General features: G+C 57.4%; 22 protein-coding genes and 1 pseudogene. 16 read left to right on the forward strand and 7 right to left on the reverse strand.

The genetic code is table 11. From position 1 onward, the window contains the following. Positions 1-28 precede the first annotated feature (28 nt). From EXR70_01990 to EXR70_02020, 7 genes and pseudogenes are all read left to right on the forward strand, one after another. Positions 29-912 (forward strand): annotated as a pseudogene (locus tag EXR70_01990) (alpha/beta hydrolase). A 45-nt stretch (positions 913-957) separates the two neighbouring features. After that, the gene (locus EXR70_01995; protein MSP37249.1) at positions 958-1,443 is read left to right on the forward strand and encodes a pyridoxamine 5'-phosphate oxidase family protein; all 486 of its coding nucleotides are present in this window, start codon (positions 958-960) and stop codon (positions 1,441-1,443) included. A gap of 102 nt (positions 1,444-1,545) precedes the next feature. Continuing rightward, positions 1,546-2,562 carry an amino acid ABC transporter substrate-binding protein gene (locus tag EXR70_02000; GenBank protein MSP37250.1) on the forward strand — a complete coding sequence of 339 codons (1,017 nt, stop codon included), beginning with the start codon at positions 1,546-1,548 and terminating at the stop codon, positions 2,560-2,562. 108 nt (positions 2,563-2,670) lie between these two features. Beyond that, positions 2,671-3,657, forward strand: a complete 987-nt coding sequence (locus EXR70_02005) for an ABC transporter permease subunit (GenBank protein ID MSP37251.1) — start codon at positions 2,671-2,673, stop codon at positions 3,655-3,657. Next, complete coding sequence (locus EXR70_02010; GenBank protein MSP37252.1) at positions 3,654-4,733, forward strand: amino acid ABC transporter permease; 1,080 nt, start codon at positions 3,654-3,656, stop codon at positions 4,731-4,733. Before EXR70_02005 ends, EXR70_02010 begins: the two co-directional genes overlap by 4 nt. Before the next feature lie 55 nt (positions 4,734-4,788). After that, positions 4,789-5,541, forward strand: a complete 753-nt coding sequence (locus EXR70_02015) for a type 1 glutamine amidotransferase (protein MSP37253.1) — start codon at positions 4,789-4,791, stop codon at positions 5,539-5,541. 18 nt (positions 5,542-5,559) lie between these two features. After that, positions 5,560-5,931 carry a hypothetical protein gene (locus EXR70_02020; GenBank protein ID MSP37254.1) on the forward strand — a complete coding sequence of 124 codons (372 nt, stop codon included), beginning with the start codon at positions 5,560-5,562 and terminating at the stop codon, positions 5,929-5,931. A gap of 359 nt (positions 5,932-6,290) precedes the next feature. On the opposite strand, the gene EXR70_02025 is transcribed toward EXR70_02020, so the two are convergent. Both EXR70_02025 and EXR70_02030 read right to left on the reverse strand, forming a co-directional pair. Then, on the reverse strand, positions 6,291-6,539 hold the full coding sequence (locus tag EXR70_02025) for a hypothetical protein (GenBank protein MSP37255.1): 249 nt from the start codon (positions 6,537-6,539) through the stop codon (positions 6,291-6,293). 3 nt (positions 6,540-6,542) lie between these two features. Continuing rightward, positions 6,543-6,803 (reverse strand): hypothetical protein, encoded by a 261-nt coding sequence (locus EXR70_02030; GenBank protein MSP37256.1) that lies wholly within the window; start codon positions 6,801-6,803, stop codon positions 6,543-6,545. A gap of 240 nt (positions 6,804-7,043) precedes the next feature. Between EXR70_02030 and EXR70_02035 the strand changes: the two genes are divergently transcribed. Continuing rightward, positions 7,044-8,750, forward strand: a complete 1,707-nt coding sequence (locus tag EXR70_02035; protein MSP37257.1) for a DEAD/DEAH box helicase — start codon at positions 7,044-7,046, stop codon at positions 8,748-8,750. Positions 8,751-9,286: 536 nt separating this feature from the next. Here EXR70_02035 and EXR70_02040 read toward each other — a convergent pair. Together EXR70_02040 and EXR70_02045 are read right to left on the reverse strand one after the other, a co-directional pair. Then, on the reverse strand, positions 9,287-10,963 hold the full coding sequence (locus EXR70_02040) for a hypothetical protein (GenBank protein ID MSP37258.1): 1,677 nt from the start codon (positions 10,961-10,963) through the stop codon (positions 9,287-9,289). A 120-nt stretch (positions 10,964-11,083) separates the two neighbouring features. After that, positions 11,084-11,464 carry an HNH nuclease family protein gene (locus EXR70_02045; GenBank protein MSP37259.1) on the reverse strand — a complete coding sequence of 127 codons (381 nt, stop codon included), beginning with the start codon at positions 11,462-11,464 and terminating at the stop codon, positions 11,084-11,086. A gap of 309 nt (positions 11,465-11,773) precedes the next feature. Here EXR70_02045 and EXR70_02050 point away from each other — a divergent pair, with 309 nt between their 5' ends. From EXR70_02050 to EXR70_02065, 4 genes are all read left to right on the forward strand, one after another. Beyond that, positions 11,774-11,953, forward strand: coding sequence for a hypothetical protein (locus EXR70_02050; GenBank protein ID MSP37260.1), 180 nt, complete (start codon positions 11,774-11,776; stop codon positions 11,951-11,953). Between the two features lie 5 nt (positions 11,954-11,958). Continuing rightward, positions 11,959-12,249, forward strand: a complete 291-nt coding sequence (locus tag EXR70_02055; GenBank protein MSP37261.1) for an XRE family transcriptional regulator — start codon at positions 11,959-11,961, stop codon at positions 12,247-12,249. Positions 12,250-12,754: 505 nt separating this feature from the next. Beyond that, on the forward strand, positions 12,755-13,045 hold the full coding sequence (locus EXR70_02060; GenBank protein ID MSP37262.1) for a type II toxin-antitoxin system prevent-host-death family antitoxin: 291 nt from the start codon (positions 12,755-12,757) through the stop codon (positions 13,043-13,045). Next, entirely contained in the window at positions 13,039-13,365 is a 327-nt protein-coding gene (locus EXR70_02065) for a PIN domain-containing protein (GenBank protein ID MSP37263.1), read from the forward strand. The genes EXR70_02060 and EXR70_02065 overlap by 7 nt, the downstream gene beginning before the upstream one ends. A 137-nt stretch (positions 13,366-13,502) precedes the next feature. Here EXR70_02065 and EXR70_02070 read toward each other — a convergent pair whose 3' ends face one another. Next, positions 13,503-15,164: a thymidylate synthase gene (locus EXR70_02070; protein MSP37264.1), complete on the reverse strand. Its 1,662-nt coding sequence runs from the start codon at positions 15,162-15,164 to the stop codon at positions 13,503-13,505. A 178-nt stretch (positions 15,165-15,342) separates the two neighbouring features. On the opposite strand from EXR70_02070, the gene EXR70_02075 reads away from it, so the two are divergent. The 4 genes from EXR70_02075 (at position 15,343) to EXR70_02090 (ending at position 17,820) form a co-directional block, all read left to right on the forward strand. Continuing rightward, complete coding sequence (locus EXR70_02075; protein ID MSP37265.1) at positions 15,343-16,251, forward strand: TIGR01777 family protein; 909 nt, start codon at positions 15,343-15,345, stop codon at positions 16,249-16,251. A gap of 113 nt (positions 16,252-16,364) precedes the next feature. Beyond that, positions 16,365-17,192: an SDR family oxidoreductase gene (locus EXR70_02080; protein ID MSP37266.1), complete on the forward strand. Its 828-nt coding sequence runs from the start codon at positions 16,365-16,367 to the stop codon at positions 17,190-17,192. A 40-nt stretch (positions 17,193-17,232) separates the two neighbouring features. After that, complete coding sequence (locus EXR70_02085) at positions 17,233-17,469, forward strand: redoxin domain-containing protein (protein MSP37267.1); 237 nt, start codon at positions 17,233-17,235, stop codon at positions 17,467-17,469. Between the two features lie 27 nt (positions 17,470-17,496). Further along, positions 17,497-17,820 carry a redoxin domain-containing protein gene (locus EXR70_02090; protein ID MSP37268.1) on the forward strand — a complete coding sequence of 108 codons (324 nt, stop codon included), beginning with the start codon at positions 17,497-17,499 and terminating at the stop codon, positions 17,818-17,820. A 213-nt stretch (positions 17,821-18,033) separates the two neighbouring features. Here the strand turns inward: EXR70_02090 and pgl are convergent, their stop codons facing one another. Both pgl and glk read right to left on the reverse strand, forming a co-directional pair. After that, a complete protein-coding gene (pgl, locus tag EXR70_02095; GenBank protein ID MSP37269.1) occupies positions 18,034-18,792 on the reverse strand; it encodes a 6-phosphogluconolactonase in 759 nt (252 codons plus the stop codon). Continuing rightward, on the reverse strand, positions 18,767-19,753 hold the full coding sequence (glk, locus tag EXR70_02100; protein MSP37270.1) for a glucokinase: 987 nt from the start codon (positions 19,751-19,753) through the stop codon (positions 18,767-18,769). The genes pgl and glk overlap by 26 nt, the downstream gene beginning before the upstream one ends. Positions 19,754-19,841: the final 88 nt, after the last annotated feature.

Genomic DNA, 19,841 nt, shown 5'->3' on the forward strand with positions numbered 1-19,841 from the left:
GAGAACGATCATGAATTCTATCAACTCAATGACGGACGAAACCATCGCCGACGTACGGGTGAACTATCGCACAGCGAAGATCGACGAGGTTGAAATATTCTACCGTGAAGCCGGACCGGCGGACGCGCCGGCCTTGCTACTGCTGCATGGTTTTCCGACATCGTCGCATATGTTTCGCGATCTGATCCCGCGGTTGGCCGACAAGTATCGCGTCATAGCGCCCGACTATCCGGGCTTCGGCCAGAGCGCGATGCCAGACCGGTCAAAGTTCACCTACACTTTCGACAACTACGCACAGGTGGTTAACAAGCTGATCGGTCAACTTGGCATCGGTCGCTTTGCTTTATACGTGATGGACTACGGTGCACCGATCGGCTTTCGCCTGGCGTCGAAGTATCCTGAGCGAGTACCAGCGATCGTCGTCCAAAACGGCAACGCCTACAACGAAGGCATCGAGCAGTACTGGGATCCGATCAAGTCCTATTGGCGTACCGGCGGGTCGACTGAACGCGAAGCGATCCGTTGGTTGACCTCGATCAAGGCTACCCAGTGGCAGTACACCAATGGCGTCAAGGACCTTTCATTGGTTAGCCCCGACACTTGGACCTTGGACCAAGCGCTGCTCGACCGCCAGGCAATGCCGAGATACAACTCGATCTGTTCTACGACTACCGCACCAACATTCCGTTGTATCCGCAATGGCAGGCCTACTTCCGCGAGCGTAAGCCGCCGACGCTCGTGCTCTGGGGCAAGAACGATGCAATCTTTGTCGCGGCCGGCGCGGCGCCCTATCAGCGCGACCTGCCGAACGCTCAAGTGCACCTATTGGACACCGGACACTTAGCCCTGGAGACCCATGGCGAGGAAATCGCCAGTCTGATGCGCGATTTTCTTGGCGGTCATATCCAGTAGTTTGAGCCCGCAGCGACGCCAGCAATTGGTTGGGAGGAGAAATAAATGGCCAGAGCATTCGCGGAGATCGCATTTACCGATTCGGTCAAGGAACTGCAAAGCCGCCACGGTAGCCGCAAGGCATACCGGAAGTTCGAACTCGATCCTGAGCGCGGCGACCGCCTGAGCGCTAGGGAGAGCGAGTTCATCACCCAACGCGACAGCTTCTACATGGGCACGGTCAACCAAGGCGGCTGGCCTTACGTGCAGCACCGCGGCGGCCCCAAAGGATTTTTGCAAGTGCTCGACGACCAGACCATCACCTTCGCCGACTTCCGCGGTAACAAGCAGTATATCAGCGCCGGCAACTTGCAAGTCGACAACCGTGTCGCGCTGTTTCTCATGGACTACCCAAATCAGCAGCGCTTGAAACTTTGGGCGCGGGCGCACCTGGTCGAGCGCGATCTGGTAGCCGCTCTGGGCCGTGGTGCTGCGTTCCGCTGTGCTGTCCGACATTTTTATTCCTCCAACCCGAAGAAATCTTGCATTTGACCGTAAAGCATATCTATAAACGCGCATCGGTTGCTGTCAACGCTCGGCCGAGTGTATTAAGTTCGTCCCAAGGACTCAAACCGTGCGCCCGAAAGGATCATCATGACCGTCATAACAAGAGTTTTTGCCAGCGTGCTGTTGCTCTCCCTGTTAAATGGCGCCAGCGCGGAGGCCGGCCCCACTGCCGACGGCGTGGTCAAAAAAGGTTTCATTCAATGCGGCGTCAACACCGGCCTAGCCGGGTTCGCCCAGACCGATAACAACGGCGAATGGCGCGGTATCGATGTCGATCTATGCCGCGCCGTGGCGGCCGCGCTACTGGGCGACGCGAAAAAGAATCGCTACACGCCCTTGACGGCGCAACAGCGCTTCACCGCTCTGCAATCGGGCGAAGTCGATATTCTATCGCGCAACACCACCTGGACCTTCGCCCGTGACGCCGGCCAGGGGATTAATTTCGCCGGCATCAATTTTTACGACGGCCAGGGCTTCATGGTGCCCAAAAAACGCAACATCAAAAGCGCCAAGCAACTCAACGGCGCGGCGATCTGCGTCCAACCCGGCACCACCACAGAGCTGAATATGGCCGACTACTTCCGCGCCAACAAAATGAAATTCAAGCCGGTGGTGATCGAAAAGCTCGAAGAAGTGTTGAACGCCTACTTCACCGGCCGTTGCGATGTCTTTACCACCGACGTATCCGGACTGGTCGCAGTGCGCGCGGCGCGGGCGACCAACCCGGCCGATCATGTGATCCTGCCGGAAGTGATCTCCAAGGAGCCCTTCGGTCCGGTGGTGCGCCATGGTGACGACCACTGGCAAGATCTGGTGAAATGGACCCTGTTCGCCATGATCGAAGCCGAGGAATTGGGCCTCACTTCGAAAAATATCGACCAGCAAGCCCAGAGCGGCAATCCGGTGGTGCAACGCTTCGTCGGCGTCACCGGCGACTTCGGCAAAATGCTTGCCATCGACAACCGCTGGGCCTACAACATCGTCAAACAGGTCGGCAACTACGGCGAAAGCTTCGAGCGCCACCTGACGCCGCTCGGTCTCGACCGCGGCGTCAACAAGCTATGGAACAAAGGCGGCCTGTTGTACGCGCCACCGCTGCGTTAGCATTAGGGCAATGATTTCTCACAACAGAGGGCACGGAGAACACAGAGAAATTAGTCCGGAGTCGGAGATTCGGCCGCGCGCGGTGAGATCCTAACTCAATAATTTTCCATGTTTCGCTTATTCGATACTCGCCAACGCACCGTCGTCTATCAAATTCTACTGCTCGCCAGCTTGGGCGCGGTGGGCTGGTATTTCATTGCCAACGCGCTGGACAATTTGGCGGCCCGGCGTATCGCCAGCGGCTTTGGCTTCCTCTGGCGCGAGGCAGGCTTTGAGATCGGCGAGACCACGCTGATCTCGTTCAGCGCCGCCGATAGTTATTTCAAAGCCCTGGCGGTCAGTCTGCTCAATACTTTTCGAGTTGCATTGCTGGCCATCCTGTTTTCAACCTTGATCGGCGTCGCGGTCGGCCTGGCACGCTTGTCGCCCAATTGGCTGCTCGCCAAGCTCGCTTCTGGTTATGTCGAAGTGCTGCGCAACGTGCCCTTGGTGGTGCAATTATTTTTCTGGTACGCGGTGATCACCGAAAGCTTCCCGGCGCCGGCCCAGGCGCTACATCCCTTGCCGGGATTGTTTCTCAGTAACCGCGGTCTAGCGCTGCCGAGCGTGGTTTCGCTACTGCCATTTGAGGTGGATTATCCGAGCCTCTCGGGATTCGACTTTTCCGGCGGCGTCATGGTGTCGCCAGAGTTCGCTGCCCTGCTGCTCGGCCTGGCGCTTTACACTGCGGCGTTCATCGGCGAGATCGTCCGCGCCGGCATCCTGGCCGTCGATCGCGGCCAATATGAAGCGGCGCAGTCCCAGGGGCTGAGCAAAAGCCAGCTCATGCGCTCGATCATCTTGCCACAAGCGCTGCGCGTGGTGGTGCCACCGGTCACCAGCCAATACTTGAACTGCACCAAGAATAGCTCGCTGGCCGTCGCCATCGGCTATCCCGATCTGGTTTCCATCTCCAACACGACGATCAATCAAACCGGCCAGGCCATTGAAGGCATCGCGGTGATCATGGTGGTCTACTTGACCATCAGCCTTGGGATCTCGGCTTTGATGAATACCTACAACCGGCGCATCGCCCTGCGCGGAGCGCGCACATGAACCGCGGCGAGGCAATTATTCAGTGGGCGCGCCCACGCTTGTTCAGTAGCTGGCCTTCGGCGCTGACAACCCTGGCGATTATACTTCTCGCCGTCAAACTACTACCACCACTGATCGATTGGGCGTTGCTGCGCGCTCACTGGTCAGCCGACGCCAGTGCCGCTTGTCGCGCAGCCGACGCCGGCGCCTGCTGGTCGCTGGTGGCGGCTAAGTATCGCTTTATTTTATTCGGCACATTTCCCGCCGACCAGCATTGGCGACCGGCCCTGGTGATTGCGATCTGGCTAATGCTCTACGGTATTAGTGGCTTTCAACTACAGCGCGGTAAGAAACTCTGCGCCCTTTGGCTGGTTGGGCTAAGCGTCATCGGAGTTCTGATGTGGGGCGGAGTCTTAGGTCTCAGCTATGTGGAAAACCAGCGCTGGGGTGGGCTAACGCTCACTTTGCTGCTGAGCACCTTCGGCATCGCCCTGGCCTTTCCACTGTCGATTCTTCTGGCCCTGGGGCGGCGCTCAAAAATGCCGATCATCCGCTGGAGTTCCATCGGCTATATCGAATTGGTGCGCGGCGTGCCGCTGATCTCGGTGTTATTCATGGCCTCGGCGCTGCTGCCGCTGTTTTTGCCCCAAGGGGTGTCCGTCGACAAACTACTTCGCGCTCAGCTGGCGATGATTCTATTTGCCGCGGCCTATTTGGCTGAAGTCATCCGTGGCGGCCTGCAAGCGATTCCAGTGCAGCAGGAAGAAGCGGCCCTCGCCTTGGGCCTGAGCTACTGGCAGCGTGTCCGCTACGTCATCCTGCCCCAGGCCCTGCGGGTCGCCATTCCGCCGCTGGTCAACACCTTCATCGGTTTCTTCAAGGACACGTCCCTGGTCGTGATCATCGGCCTATTCGATTTCTTGACGACGATCAAAATCTCACTCACCGAGCCGGCCTGGAGCGGCTTCGGCATCGAGGCCTATCTGTTCGTCGCCCTGGGCTACTTCGCTTTTTGTTACCCAATGTCGCAATACAGCCAAAGGCTCGAACGGCAAATCACCCATTGCAGGAGTCTGGGCGCGCTGCGAGAAAATTAGCCGGCAGTTTTGCCGAGCCCACCGCCATGGTAAAATAACTTCTCTCGGAACCGCTATGACCATCCGCAAATTATTAGTCTGCCAACATGTGCCCCATGAAGTTTTGGGCACCCTCAATCCGATGCTCAAGCGCGCTGGCTTTCGCATCCGCTATGTTAATTTTGGCCGCCATCCCGACGCCCAACCGAGTCTGGACGGCTACGACGGCCTGGTGGTTCTTGGCGGTCCCATGTCAGCCTATGACGATCTCCGGCTACCCCATCTAGCACTGGAGATGAAGCTCATTGACAACGCCATGCAGCGCAATCTGCCAGTCTTGGGCATCTGCCTGGGCGCTCCGCTGCTCGCCCGCACCCTGGGCGCTCGGGTCTACGCCAACCACATCAAGGAGATTGGCTGGTACGATGTCGCGCTCTCCGACCATGCCGCGGCCGATCCGTTGTTGGGTGAGTTCGACGACAGCGAAACGCTCTTTCAATGGCATGGGGATACCTTTGACATCCCAAGCGGTGCGATCCATCTAGCGACCTCGCACCAGTGCGCTAACCAGGCGTTTCGCTACGGCGATAATGTTTATGGCTTTCAATTCCATCTCGAAGTCGACGAAGCGATGATCCTGCGCTGGCTCAAGGTGCCGGAGAACCGCCGCGAGATCGCCAGCCTCCATGATGGCATCGATCCGGATCAAATCCACCGCGACACTGCCGGCCATATTGGCAGGCTCCATGAGTTGAGCGACCGGGTGTTCGGACAGTTTATTGAACTCTTCGGATTGGACAAAAGCCGGCCGCGGCTGGTGGCACGTTAGAGCAAGTTTGAATTCAAAATGGAACTGGAGTGGACGGCTCGAGAAACTTGTATAACAGGATTGAACGGCCGCGTGATCGCAGCGAGCCGTAAATCGATAGCGATTACGGAGCGACAGGAACCAAACAGACTCACTCTTCATGGTTCCGGGCGGTGTCTTTTAACTGCCACCAGGTGTTTTCTTTTCTGCCCCAACGCCCTGGCCGTGAATAGCCAGGCCAACAACGATGAACTGCGGGTTGGCTCCATGCGCGAGGACTTGCCACTGGAAATTTTGCCACCGCTGGCGCGGCGCCGAAAAGACAAGGACTACTTGCTGATCAACCGGCCCGAAATGATGGATTTCAAACCGATCCAGACGCTTCTCGATCAGTTCAAGAAATCCAAATGAGCCAGGGGTTGCCGCCGCCTAATGGCTCAGTCGCGACGGCTTGGCTGATGGGTCGTTGCCGATGCGGAAGTTATTGAGCGGTCTACGAGTGCGATTGGTTTTCGCCAGCAGGCGAAAAACCACCAGTGCCACCAACGGTACCGACATCGCTACCAAGGTTAACGGGATCAAATCATTGAGCATGGCACTCCCCTCTCGGAGAGCGCATACGAGCAAGCCAAAGGCCAAATTGGGCTGTAGACAATTCAAGTAGTTAAGGTGTGGGGAGCGCGACTGCAACAGTGTCAAAGCTGGCTCCCTGTGACAAGCATGACAATCACAGGACGAGGCGCCGCCTAAGCCTCCCAGACAGCCAACGATCAATCGTCACGCACCGTCAAGCGCCGTCCCTTCTTTTGCGACTGATGGCGCTTGTCGTCGAGCATGCGCATCTTGGCGCGGTGCGAGCGTTTGCGTTTTTGCCGGCGGATTTTCTCGATGCGCTGGGCCTCGGCGCTGGCGGCGCCGCGTTGCTGGCTGTCGATCTTGTCGAGGAGCAGCCGGCGCGCCAAAAATCGATTGAGCGCCTGGGAGCGCTCCTGCTGGCACTTGACCCGAATGTAGATCACGAACTAATCGCCAAACTGCAAGACCCGAGCTATGACGCTCGCGTCGAGCGCGCCGTCGTCCTCACCATCGAAGCCTTCGACTGGAACTGTCCGCAGCATATCACGCCACGCTTTTCCCAGACCGAAGTCGAAGCGATGATCGCGCCGTTGGTAGACGAGAATCGCGCCCTGAAGGCTCAACTCGCTCAACTGGCGCCAGGCAATGACCGCTAGGGTGAAAGGAATTTGCCGGCGCCGGCAGATGGCAGGAGAATTTGCCGCCAAAAGCCACCCAGTCGAAGTCGGTGATTTAATATGCTAGGTTGTCCTTACCTTCCAACAGTTAGTGGCAATTCGTCTTGGCAGTACCGTAAGGAACTGTCGCCCCATGGGTCAGGCGTTTACAGACAACAGAGTGGCTCGCGCGTAGGTGCTGGGTCCGATTGTTGAACCACAACAGGACCGGTATCTGCGGCGACGTTGCAGCAATAAGAACGTCTGAACATAGTTTTAGGAGCGACCCTCATGACAGTAGAGTTTTCTGATTTCAATTTGCATCCGACCTTGACGCGCACCCTTACCGAGCTCGGTTACACGACGCCGACGCCGATTCAAGCGGGCATGATTCCGCTCATGCTCACCGGCGTCGATGTCATCGGCCAGGCGCAAACCGGCACCGGCAAAACCGCCGCCTTCGCCCTGCCGATTCTGCATAACTATAAGGCGCAAAAGACGCCGCAAGCATTGGTCCTCGCGCCCACCCGTGAGCTGGCGTTGCAAGTCGCCGAAGCGATGCAAGGCTATGGCGGCAACCTCGGCGCAAAAGTGCAGGCGGTCTACGGCGGTCAAGGTTTCGGTCCGCAGATCATGGCGCTACGCCGCGGCGTCGATATCGTCGTCGGCACGCCCGGCCGTTTACTCGACTTGCTCGAGCGCAAGATCTTGGATTTTAGCGCGATCAAAACCGTCGTCCTCGATGAAGCGGACGAGATGCTCAAAATGGGTTTCATCGACGATGTCGAATCGATTTTAGCTAAGACTCCAGCGACGCGGCAGACCGCGCTATTTTCCGCCACCGTGCCGGCGCCGATCCGCCGGCTCGCCGACAAGTACATGCGCGACCCCCAGTCGGTGACGATTCAGCGCAATCAAATCACCGCCATCGCCATCGAACAGCGCTATTATCTAGTTCGCCAGTCCGACAAGATCGCCGCCCTCACACGCATCCTGGAACATGAAGACGTCAAGCGCGCGTTGATCTTCGCGCGCACACGCATCGGCACCGCGGAATTGGCCAACGCGCTGACGCAGCAGGGCTTCCCCGCGGAAACTTTGAACGGCGATCTTACCCAGGAAGCGCGCGAGCGGGTGTTGAATCGCTTTCGCAACGATAAGATTCAAATCCTAGTCGCCACCGACGTCGCCGCCCGCGGTCTCGACATCGACGACATCTCCCATGTGTTTAACTATGACTTGCCTACTGAAGCGGAAGTCTACGTCCATCGCATCGGCCGCACCGGCCGGGCCAGCAAGACCGGCATCGCCATCTCGCTGATCGCGCCCGTCGAGCAAGCCCATTTGCGCCGCATCGAAACTTTCACCCGGCAAAAATTTGTCCGCGGCACGTTGCCGAGCGTCGAAGACATCATGAAACGGCGCAGCGTCGAACTCACCGAGCAGGTCGTTCTCTGGCTCAAGCGCGGCCGGATCAATCGCGAACGGACGATTGTCGACGAGCTAGTCGCTCAAGGCCATGATCCATCGGATGTCGCCGCCGCCGCCTTGAAACTCGCCCGTGGCGATGAAAAGCAGCGAACGATTGCGCCAGTGGCCGAAGTGGAAGAATTCCGCGAAGCGCGAAACGATCGTTACCAGCGCGAACCGCGCCGCGGCAGTTATCGCAACGAGCAACGCGGCCGGCCAGCGCCGGCGCCGTCGTTCACGCGCGAGTACGCCAAGCGCACGCCGCAAGCGCGCGGCGGCAAAGATTCACGTGACAGTGGCATGGTGAGACTGACGCTCAACATCGGCAAAGAACACGGCATCGGCCCGAGCGATTTAGTCGGCACCATCGCCTATCACGCCGATATCCCCGGCAACGCCATCGGCAAGATCCATATCGAAAACCAAAAGTCTTTCGTCGATGTCCCCGGCGACCTCGTGCCGCTGGTGATGAAGCAAGTCGGCAAATACAAGATCCGCAAGCAAGCGATCACCGTCTCCCTAGAGTAGAGGCCGGTCGCGACCGGCCCGGTTCGGAAACGGACTGTTGACCGCAGAGTACGCAAAGGGCGCAAAGTTCGGATACGTTTTTACTGCACCGCTGTAATCAATAATCCAGCCAATGAACCCTGACTGACGTAGGGGGCGCGATTCATCGCGCCCCTACATTCAATCGTCTGAACGCATGACAAAATGTGGGATTACGAAATCCTATGCGATGGGAGCCCCCTCGATACGCGGCCGATGACGGCCGCTACTCGGGGTGTCGGTTATGATCTGCGGGTTTACCGAGTGACCTAAGATGGCTTAAGCGTAACGACTCGCTATGAATCGCTCATCTGGCGCAATTGACTAGCAATCTGCGGCAACCAATCTCAGACCGATCAGTGCCGCCCCGCTATCCAACTGACATCTCCAGCTTGGCTACCGATTCCCCGAGTAGCCCGCAAGGGCGTAGCGAGGGGCATCCGAATACACGAGACGCTAAACGTTCTAGCGCAGCAATTCTAAAATCACCTTGATCGAATCCAACCCACGAACAACGACTACTGCACCGCGCCGCTGCGCGCCACTTTACCGGGATAAGCGCCGGTGTGCTGGCCATGTTCCATTAGCACTTGGCCGTTGACCACGGTCCACTCGATACCCGTCGCCAATTGTTTGCGCCGCTTGGCGCCGCCGGGCAGATCCTGCGCGACGCCGGGTTCCAATGGGGCGATGGTGTTGGGATCGAATATCATCAAGTCAGCGGCCATACCCGGACGCACGAGCCCGCGGTCGGCGAAGCCGAACAGCGACGCCGGTATGAACGTGAGTTTACGGATGGCGTCCTCCAACGGCATGATCTGTTTCTCGCGCACCCAGTGCGAAAGTAAATAAGTTGAGTAGCTATAGTCGGTGCGAAAAACCACATGGGCGCCGCCGTCCGACTGGCCGATGACGGTATACGGACTGGTGAGCAGCGCGGTCATCGCCGCTTGATCGCTGTTGACTTCGCGCCGTTCAAACTCCGTCTCCAAATTTTCTTCCAGCGCCAAGTCGAGAAACGCATCGAGCACATCTTTGTTTTGCTCGCGGGCGATTTCGGCGACGCTCTTGCCGGTGAGATGTTCATTCTTCGCCAACGCCGGCTTGAAGAGGAACTGCAAATCCCAACGGCGGGTAAAGTCGCCGGCGAGATCGGGGTTGAGCGGCGTTTCCACCGCTTCGAAATGGAGCTTGGCGCGGGTCGCCGGATCGCGGAAAACAACTTTCCGCTGTTCGAGCGGCAGCAGCATGACATTTTTCCAGGTCGCCATGGCGTCGAAGTGCTGCGCGGTCTTGAGCGTATAACGCAGATCGCCGGGCCGCGGCATGACGAATTGATAGCCACGATGGCCTTGGCGCATTAAATTTTCAGCGTCGGCCAACTGCTTGCGCCATTTGTCAGGTGCCGTTGCCTGTTGGGTGATGTTGCCGTAGAAAACCGGCCGCCGGCTCGCTTTAGCGAGCCTCGTGCTAATCGCGCGATCGCCGCCAAACTGAATCACGCCGCGGCCGATCTCGTCGGCCACGCCCGCCACGGCGAAAATTTCTTCTTCAGACGCGAGATTGGTCGGCGCCAATCGGCCATGCCAATCGAAGTGGCGCAAATTGCGCTCGAACGAAACGCCGACCGCGCCGGCTTCCAATCCCTCGCGCACGATCGCCTTCATCGCCGTAACTTCTTCATCCGTCGCGTGGCGCTCCTGCGAAGCTTCTCCCATCACATAACGGCGCACCGCCGAGTGGCCGATCAGCGACGCGACGTTAATGCCGAGCTTTTTGTCGAGAGCATTTAAGTACTCAGGGATCGTTTCCCAAGTCCAGTCGACGCCCGCTTCAATCGCTTCCAAAGGAATCGCTTCAACATGGGATAGAACGTTGGCCAGCATCGCGCGATCTTCCCGATGCGCCGGCGCCATCGCCAGCGAACAGTTACCCATGACGACAGTGGTAATGCCGTGATAGCAAGAATAAGTGCACAGCGGATCCCATGTGACCTGGGCATCGTAGTGCGTGTGGTTGTCGATGATCCCAGGCGAAACAACCAAGCCCTCAGCGTTGAGCGTCTGGCGCGCCGCGCCGCTGACCTTGCCGATCTCAACGATCCGCCCGCCGCTCACCGCGACATCGCCATGAAAGCCGGGAAGCCCGGAACCGTCGATCACCTTACCGTTCTTGATTACTAGATCGTATGCCATTGTTTTCTCCTATGCGGCGAAAAATGTTACGTTGCGGTTTGCAAATTTGGATCAGCGTCTGTCGGCGAAGGTATTCGAAGAGCCGCGTTCTGTCAATGAGAAGCGACAGCGAGGCCTTGGCTACTCTTTGGGTTTCAATTTTTTAAGTTCGGCGAACGGATTGTAGATCGCCGGACGCTCTTCATCGTCATACACCGCGCTCTCGCCGCTTGCCTGTCGATCCAAGGACCGTGAGTGCTCGCTGTCGTGGCAGTACATGCAGAGCAGCTCCCAGTTGCTGCCGTCGGACGGATTATTATTGTGGTTGCGGTCTTTATGGTGCACCGTCAGCTCGTGCAGTTTCTTGCTGGGAAATTCCCGTCCGCACCAGGCGCATATCCACGGCCATATCTTGAGCGCTCGATCGCGATAAACATTCCCCCGCCGCGCTCGCATCTGCCGCGCCTCGGCAAGTATGTGCTCCAGCTCGCCGTCATTCGATCGGGTCGTCTTCGATGACATTGGTCAAAGTTTATTACTGCTCACGACTTACAGCAAGACTGTCCGAACACACCTTATCCGTCCCTGGGCTCTCGGGACGATCTCACTTCGTGATTGCCCCCGTACTTTTCTAAGATTGCCCTCACAAGATATATCTAGTACGATGAGGCGGTGGATTGGCGCATCAATTACTTTCGCGAGGATAGCGAGAGATCGCCCGTCGAGTCTTTTATCGATGCACTTTCCGCAGACGAAAAGGCAGACACCATGGTTGTGATCGACATGCTGCGATCGCACGGAGTCTCGTTGGGCCGACCCTGAGTTGCACCGTTGGGGAAAGGGCTTTGGGAGCTGCGCGTAAGGACTCGCCGTCAACTCCGTATTCTTTATTTTCTCAGTACGGAGAGAACTTTTGTTTTGCTCCACGCATTTGTAAAGAAGACCCGGGAAGTCCCCGATTCAGAAACTCGCATCGCCGTGCGTCGCATGAGGCAGTTTGTTGGGAGGTAATCAACATGAACGATTTTCAAAAGCAGTTGAACCGGTTGAGCACTAGTCGAACCTTCGCGGCCGCATTCGATAAGAAACGTGGGGACGCCGAGGTGGCTTTCCAAATTCGGCGTTTGCGAGAGAGCAAGGGTTGGAGTCAAAAAGATTTAGCGAAAAAGGTCGGCTGTAGCCAGCAGGCAATCTCCGCGGTCGAGCAGTCGGGCTATAAGAGTCATTCGCTGCCGCTGTTACGCCGCATCGCGCAAGTCCTCGACGCCCAAGTCGTGGTCGCGCTGGTGCCGAGGAAAGCGGCTTGAACAATTGGCCGGAGCACCATAAGTCTGTGCTAAGGCTAGTCCGGCGCCATGCTTAAGCGAATTGCTGCAGTCCTGAACCAGTTGCTAGGGTCGCGTCTTGCTTTTTGACATTTAGTATCCGACCTAGAGCGTTCCCGGAATCACGATCTCAAAGTCGTTCCGGGAGCCGTAAAATCACGGCCGCTAAAGGTTAACACGGTCGCAGCGTTGCCCTGATCGGCGCATACGCCTCAACTTACTTTATTCTTTACTCTCTATCGCCGACTTCTTAAATTCCGTCCGCATCTCCGACTGCAATCGGCCCAACCGATACTTCTGCCAGTCCATAAACTTTCCCGACTCAGCCAGCGCCGGATGGACGGATTAGACTGTGCGCCACATCTTCTTCTTGGCAACGGATTAAATCCGAGGGACGGTGCGATCGTCGACAATCCGGAACGTTAATAGTTGACTACGAAACCAAACCGACGATAATAGATGCTAGTTCGAATAAAGGGCAAAAACAATGAAAACCGCCACCGTGTTAAAACTCAAAGCTTCGCTGAATGATTACCTACGGTCGGTCAAGGCGGGCGAAGAGTTCACGATCACCGAGCGCGGGCGGCCCATCGCCAAACTCAGTCCCACCAAAAAACTTGACGCCTCAGCGGATCGTATGACCGAAATGGAGAAACACGGTCTCATCAAGCTCGGTTCTGGCAAGTTGCCGAAAGGCTTTTGGAAACTACCTCGGCCCAAAGATTCTAAGGGGTTGGTGGCTCAGGCTGTGATGCAGGAACGAGAACAAAGCTGGTGAAGTTCTGGGACACATCAGCAATCGTCCCTCTCTGCGTTGCTGAGCCCGCTTCGGCAACCGTTAAATCCATCCTAAGTAAAGATTCAGCGATCGTAGTTTGGTGGGGAACCAAAATCGAATGCGTCTCGGCCCTCATGCGCCAACGCCGGGGGGGCTTGTCCGCGCAAAGCGAGCGACAGGCACACCACCTGTTAGACTTGCTTGCGAGTACCTGGAGTGAAATTCAGCCGAACGATTTACTACGGGCAACAGCGGACCGTCTTCTGGCGGTGCATTCGCTGCGAGCCGCTGACGCTTTACAGCTCGCGGCCGCGTTGTAGTGGTGTCAAAAGCGCGCTACGGACAAAGAATTGGTAACGTTCGATATCCGCATGCGTGAGGCTGGACGAAACGAGGGATTCACCATCCTTCTCGTCAAAACCCGCTGATCGAGAAATCTAAGTACGTCAGTTGAAGTTCATTCAAACGCCGACTTCTTAAACTCCGTCCGCATCTCCGACTGCAAGCGGCCCAAGCGATACTTCTGCCAGTCCATAAACTTTCCCGATTCGGCCAACGCCGGATGAACGGATTGGATTTTGCGCCACATCTCTTGGCAGATGAAGCGGTAGTCGGGATGGCCCTGGGGCATGGTGCGTAGCTCGCACATGTGCACGGCTTCGCGCAGGTTCATCTTCATGTACCAGCGGATTTTGTAGGCGAACGGGACGACGTACTGTGCTTCGCACGGCAGATCGCAATAAATCTGTTCGTACAACTCCGCCGTGCGTTTCATGCAATGATCGAACTCGCTTTTGAATCCGCCCTCTTCGATCTCCGGCGGCGTGTCGTAGCCATGCACCGTGGTAAAATCCTGGCGCTCTTGGGTGAGAATGCGATGGCGGTGCAGATCGCGGTAGAGACCCAAATTGCCGAGAATGTCGAAGGTGTAATAGACGTTTTCGAAAGCGCGAGAGAGCTTGTCGCGCCGGTGGCGTCGCTTGGAAAAATATTCTTGGAGAATTGTTTGCCGCTCAGACTGGCTCAGCGTTGCGGCGATCTTACGCAATTGTTCCAACGGCTGGCGCGCCTGACCGTAGAGAATCGCCGCGATGACTTTTTCTTCCGCTTGAAGATCGTAATCGACCAGATTCACTGGTTCATGTGTAACAATTGGAGTTGATGTCGTCGCACGAGCCGCCAGCGCTTTTGCCGCCGCAGTTGTCGCGACGAGAAAGTCATTGCGCTGGGCGCGCTTGACGAAGGAAGGAATCAGCTGATTCAATTCACCATGAATCGCCGCGCCGAGCGCTTGCGCTTCGGACAACTCGTGCGAGTACAACTTGCTGACCAAATATTCAAACGCCTGGCCGATGCCGAACATGCCGACGTTGGTCAGCGTCGCCGCCGGCAGATAACTGCGCAGCACGTCGCAAGCTTGCGCCCGCACGGTCGCGCGATACGCTGTCTCGGCCCAGCGCTTCAAGCGTTCATCTTTCGCCGCGTCGGCGTAACTCAAACCTTTGCCGCTTACCGGATCGCGCACTTCGAGCTGCTCGATGGGCAGCGATTTGGCGACGTGATCGAGCATCGGCTCCATCTGCTTGGAGTAGGTCTCGAACAGCAGATTCATCACTTCGAGATAGGCGTCGCGGTGGCGCGATGCCATGATCTTGGGCTCGCGGTAAAACAGATAATTGCCGGCACCATCTTTTTGGTCGAAGCGCACGTAGCGCGTCGATTTTTCCAGCGGCGCGATGCCGATGCGCGCGTCTTCCAATAACTTCGCCGCGACGTTGGAAATATTCTCGCAGGCGATATGCGCGCCGCCCAACTGGGCGACGGAATCGTCGCCGTAGCCGACCAGCACGCGCTCGAAGAACGCCCGGGCTTTCTTCAGCGCCGCGCTGTCGTCGGCGGCGGGAATCTGGCCGCCAAGCAAGTCTTTCAAAGCCAGCTCGGGATCGCCGAGAAACTCGTCGAGAAAAGTCCGTCGCAAGCTCTTCGCCGAACGGCTGTAACGCGAAAACAGCGCGCCGGCGACTTCCTGGGGTAGTTTCAAACCGAAGGTGTCGCGTTCGAGATTGGTGAAAAAAAGCGCCAGCCGTTTTTGCTCGTCGGTGGAGAACTCCGCGGTCATCGTGGGAATTTCCTCAGTAGAAAGTTGGCGCTATTCTATGCGCTTCTGTGCCAATAACAAGCGAGAATGCGCACCGCCACGGCAAGTCACCTTGACTCTTCGGCGCAGAAAATGTTTCATAGGGAAATATGTTTGTTCCTAGCGCTCTCGCGCCATCGAGATTGGAGAATCGGTCGGAATGAAATTGCTTGTCACCGGCGCAACCGGCTTCATCGGCACGGTGCTCTGCGACCAACTCCTCGACCAAGGCCACTCGCTGACGCTGTTCAGCCGCGGCGCACCACCCAACACCAACACTCCGTACCGGCGCTGGCTGCACTGGACGCCGGGCACCTTGCGTTCTTGGGAGACCGAGTTGGAAGGCATCGACGGCGTGATCAATCTCACCGGCGAGCCCATCGCCGCACGGAAGTGGACCAACACGCAGCGCCGCCGGCTCGAGAAGAGCCGCGTCGACGCCACCCATGTCTTGGTCGCGGCCTGCGCCAAGGCGCAGCACAAACCGAAATTTCTCATCAACGCTTCCGCGGTCGGTTACTACGGCGCCCACGGCGATGAGATTTTGACCGAAGAAGCACCCTGTGGCGAAGATTTTTTAAGCCTGCTGTGCCGCGATTGGGAAGAGGAAGCGATCCGGGCCGAGGATCTCGGCATGCGCGTAGTGCGTTTGCGCACGGGCATCGTGCTCGGCCCCCACGGCGGCGCGCTGGAAAAGATGACCGCGCCGTTCAGATTTTATCTCGGCGGACCGCTCGGCACCGGCAAGCAGTGGATGTCGTGGATTCATTTGGAGGATCAGGTGCGCTTGATCCTCCACGTTATAAACAATCCTCAAGCTAGCGGCGCGATCAACGCGACGTCGCCCAATCCGGTGCAGAACGAAGAGTTCAGCCAAACCTTGGGCAAGGTTTTGAAACGCCCGAGTTGGTTTGCCGTGCCGGCCTTCGCCCTGCGCATGAAACTCGGCGACATGGCGGAGATGTTGCTCACCGGCCAACGAGTGGCCCCCGCCGCCGCGCAAAAACTCGGCTTCGAGTTTCATCATCCCGATCTGCTCGAAGCGCTGCAAACTTGCATGCCGCTATGAGTCGTCGATTCGCTCGCGGTAAAAATCATTCACCCAAAGTCGCCAAGAAATTATCCCGTCGTTTCTATCCGCCGCTACGGTAAGCGCTATGCCAAGCTTACGGGCAAAAATCTATGGAACTTAGAGACCGAGTCGTCTTCATCACCGGTGCATCCAACGGCATCGGCAGACAACTTGCCATCGATCTCGCCGTCCGCGGCGCCATCGTCGTCGGCTGCGGCCGGGTGCGCGAGCGTCTGGTGGAGACTCTAAAAGAAGTTCGCAAAGTCAGTCCCAAATCATTGATGATCGCCTGCGACATCGGCGACGCAGAGCAAGTGCATGACATGATGAGCAAAGTCCACGCTGACTTCGACGGCGTCGATATCTTGATCAACAATGCCGGCATCGGCATGCGCCGACCGTTTGTCGACACGCCGCTGGAAACCATCGAAGCGATCCTGCGGACCAATTTTCTCGGCGCGGTTTACTGCACCCACGAAGTCCTGCCGGCGATGATCGCCCGCGGCTCGGGCCATATCGTCAACATCTCCTCGGGCGCCGGCAAGATCGGCACCCTCAACATGGCCGGCTACTGCGCGTCGAAATTCGCCGTCAACGGCTGGTCGGAAAGTCTCTATCACGAACTCAAACCGCTGGGCGTAAATGTCTCGGTGATTTGCCCCGGCCCGGTGACCACCGATTTCAACCGTGAGTTTCGCGACAGCGAACCGAAATCGCCACCGGCGCTATTCGTCGGTGTCGAAGCGGTCTCGGCCCAGGTCCTGCGCGCCATCGAAAAAAATAAATTCGAAGTGGTCATGCCGCGCTGGCTCGCGCTGCTATGCGCGGTCAAAGCCGTCGCGCCAGGAACATTCCGCTTCTTCGCCCAGCGCCGCTTTCGGGTTCACGTCACGGCGCCGGCGCTAAAGTCGGTCTCGCCTGATTTTCCCGGGAACTAACAAGCGGAACCATCGTTAATTGAGTTGTAGGAGAAAAACCATGAAAATCCCTTCGATCATCGCGGCGCTCATCTTGGCAGGTTCGACAAACCTTGCCTTCGCCCAGTTCGGCCCCAAAGATTCGGCGCCCCAGTCGGCGACGGAAATTGAGCGGATAAAAGTTGGCCAAGCGGCGCCGGATTTTACCCTCGAAGATAGCGACGGCAAAGCCATCGCGTTGTCAGAGCTGCGCGGCAAGAAATCGGTTATCTTAGTTTTCTACCGCGGCTACTGGTGACCCTTCTGCCTTGAACAGCTCGGGAAGCTGAAAAGCCTTTTGACCAAACCGCAGAAAGAAAAAACCCAGATCCTCGCGGTCAGCGTCGACAACCATGACGAGTCGAAGAAATTCGCCGAGATGCTGCGCAAACGTTTCGACGGCGAGTTCGATTTCCCGCTGCTCGAAGACAAAGATCATAAAGTGATCGACCGCTACGGAATTTTTAATCCCGACGGCAAAGGTTGGCCGCACCCGGCAACCTACGTCATCGACCCCAAGGGCGTGGTGCGCTGGAAATTTGTCGAGGTAGACTACAAGAAGCGCGCGTCCAACGAGCAGATCGGCCGCGAGCTGGCGAAGATCAAATAGCAGGAACATTGCGAGAGCGTTCCGAACCTCCCCCTTTGAAAAAGGGGGAATGAGGAGGATTTTAATTCTGCGCGCGTAAGAAACTATCTCATCATTATTGATGCTCGTCGTAATTCGTTACTCCACGAAGAACGCTTGACCACATCAAAAAGACCACCCAGCCCCACAACCAAACCCCCCTTGATCCCCCTTTATCAAAGGGGGAGAAGATTTTTAAGATACACTCAGATCAACTGCGGCATCCTGCGTAACGAACCAGGTTAATTTGCCGTTCTCCGGTTTTACGCGCGCCGCTGGGTAATCGTTGTTTTCGGCAGATAGAATCGTTTTAACCACCGCCGCTTTGCTCGCGCCGGCGATCAGAAAATTAATCTGCGCTGCATTGTTGATCACGGGAAACGTCAGCGTCAGCCGGTACGCCTTTAATTTCTCGACGTAAGTCGTTGCGACCAATCGGCGCGTCTCGTTCAACGCCGAACTGCCGGGAAACAGCGACGCCGTATGGCCGTCCTCGCCGAGACCGAGCAGGATCAGATCGAAGCGCGGCGCAGCGTCGTCAGCCAAGTGAAAATGTCGGCGCAACTCCGCTTCATACTCAACCGCGGCGACCGGCGGCGCTTTTTCACCGGACATGCGGTGGACATTGCCGCTTGGAATGTCGATCTTCGACAACAACGATTCTTGAACCATGCGAAAATTACTTTCCGCATGATCCGGCGCCACGCAGCGCTCGTCGCCGAAAAATAAATGAATCTGCCGCCACGCCAAGCGTTTGCTGAATTCGTCAGTAGCCAGCAATGAATAAAGAACTTTGGGCGTCGAACCGCCGGAGAGCGCGACGTTGAATTGACGGCGCGCAGCGATCGCAGCCGCGGCCAGCGAAACAAACTGCGCCGCCGCTTTGCGGCCGAGATCGATGGCATCCCGGCAAACAATGACCTCGGGTTTAATCACTGGCGAGAAAAGCCGCATAGTAGGCGGCGCCGCGCAGCGCCGCTTGATCGTTGAGCACCACTTGCACGGGAATCGCCGCCAGCAACTCGCCGTAACGTCCCTTGTCGGAAAAGGCGTGCATGAAGCTGCCGTCTTTCAACTTGGCAAGAATCTTCGGCGCGATGCCGCCGCCGATGTAAAGGCCGCGCACCGATTTCGCGCGCAGCGCGAGATTGCCCGCCTCGGCGCCATAGATGGAAACGAACAGATCTAAACTTTTGACACAAATCTCCGCTTCGCCGGCGAGCGCCGCTTGGGCAACCACCGCGCTCGAATCGTCGCCGGCGGCGAACTGCTCGGTGAGCGCCGGCGGCTCCGGCAAACCGCGGCTTTCTTTGAAGAAGCGATAGATATTAAAGAGCCCAGGTCCGGAAACCACCCGTTCGTAACTCACATGACCGAAGCGGTCGATCAAATAACGCAGCAGTTCGATTTCCAACTCATTGCGCGGCGCGAAGTCGCCGTGGCCACCCTCCGAAGCCAAGGGATGGAAATGGTGTCCGTCGTCATAAAGGATCGCTTGGCCCAACCCGGTGCCGGCAGAAATCAACGCTTTGTTGCCGGACTGCCGCATGGTGCCTTCGTTGAGCGTGCAAAACTCGTCGTTGTTGAGCGTGAAAATACCGTAAGCGCCGGCTTCGAGATCGTTGAGCAGCGTCACGCTGTCGAGCTTGAGCGAACGGCGCAACTCCGCGGTATCGATCATCCAAGGGAGATTGGGAGTTTTAACTTTACCGTCGACCACCGGCCCAGCGATGCCGAAACAGGCGGATTCGACTTTGTGGCCGTCGCCGGCGAGAAATTCTTGCAGCACCGGCACCAGGCCGGAATAACGTTTACTGGGAAAAGTGCGCAGCGTCTCCGAGCGCAGCTTCTCATCCTGCACCGAGAACAAAGCGAGATGGGTTTTCGTGCCGCCGATATCGCCGGCGAGAACCAGGTTTCTTGAAGCCATAAGAGTTACTCACCGCCAAGGACACGAAGCCAAGAGGGCGGGTTTCAAACCCGCCCCTACATTTCCGAATTCC

The sequence above is a fragment of the Deltaproteobacteria bacterium genome (assembly GCA_009692615.1).
Taxonomy (GTDB): domain Bacteria; phylum Desulfobacterota; class Binatia; order UBA9968; family UBA9968; genus DP-20.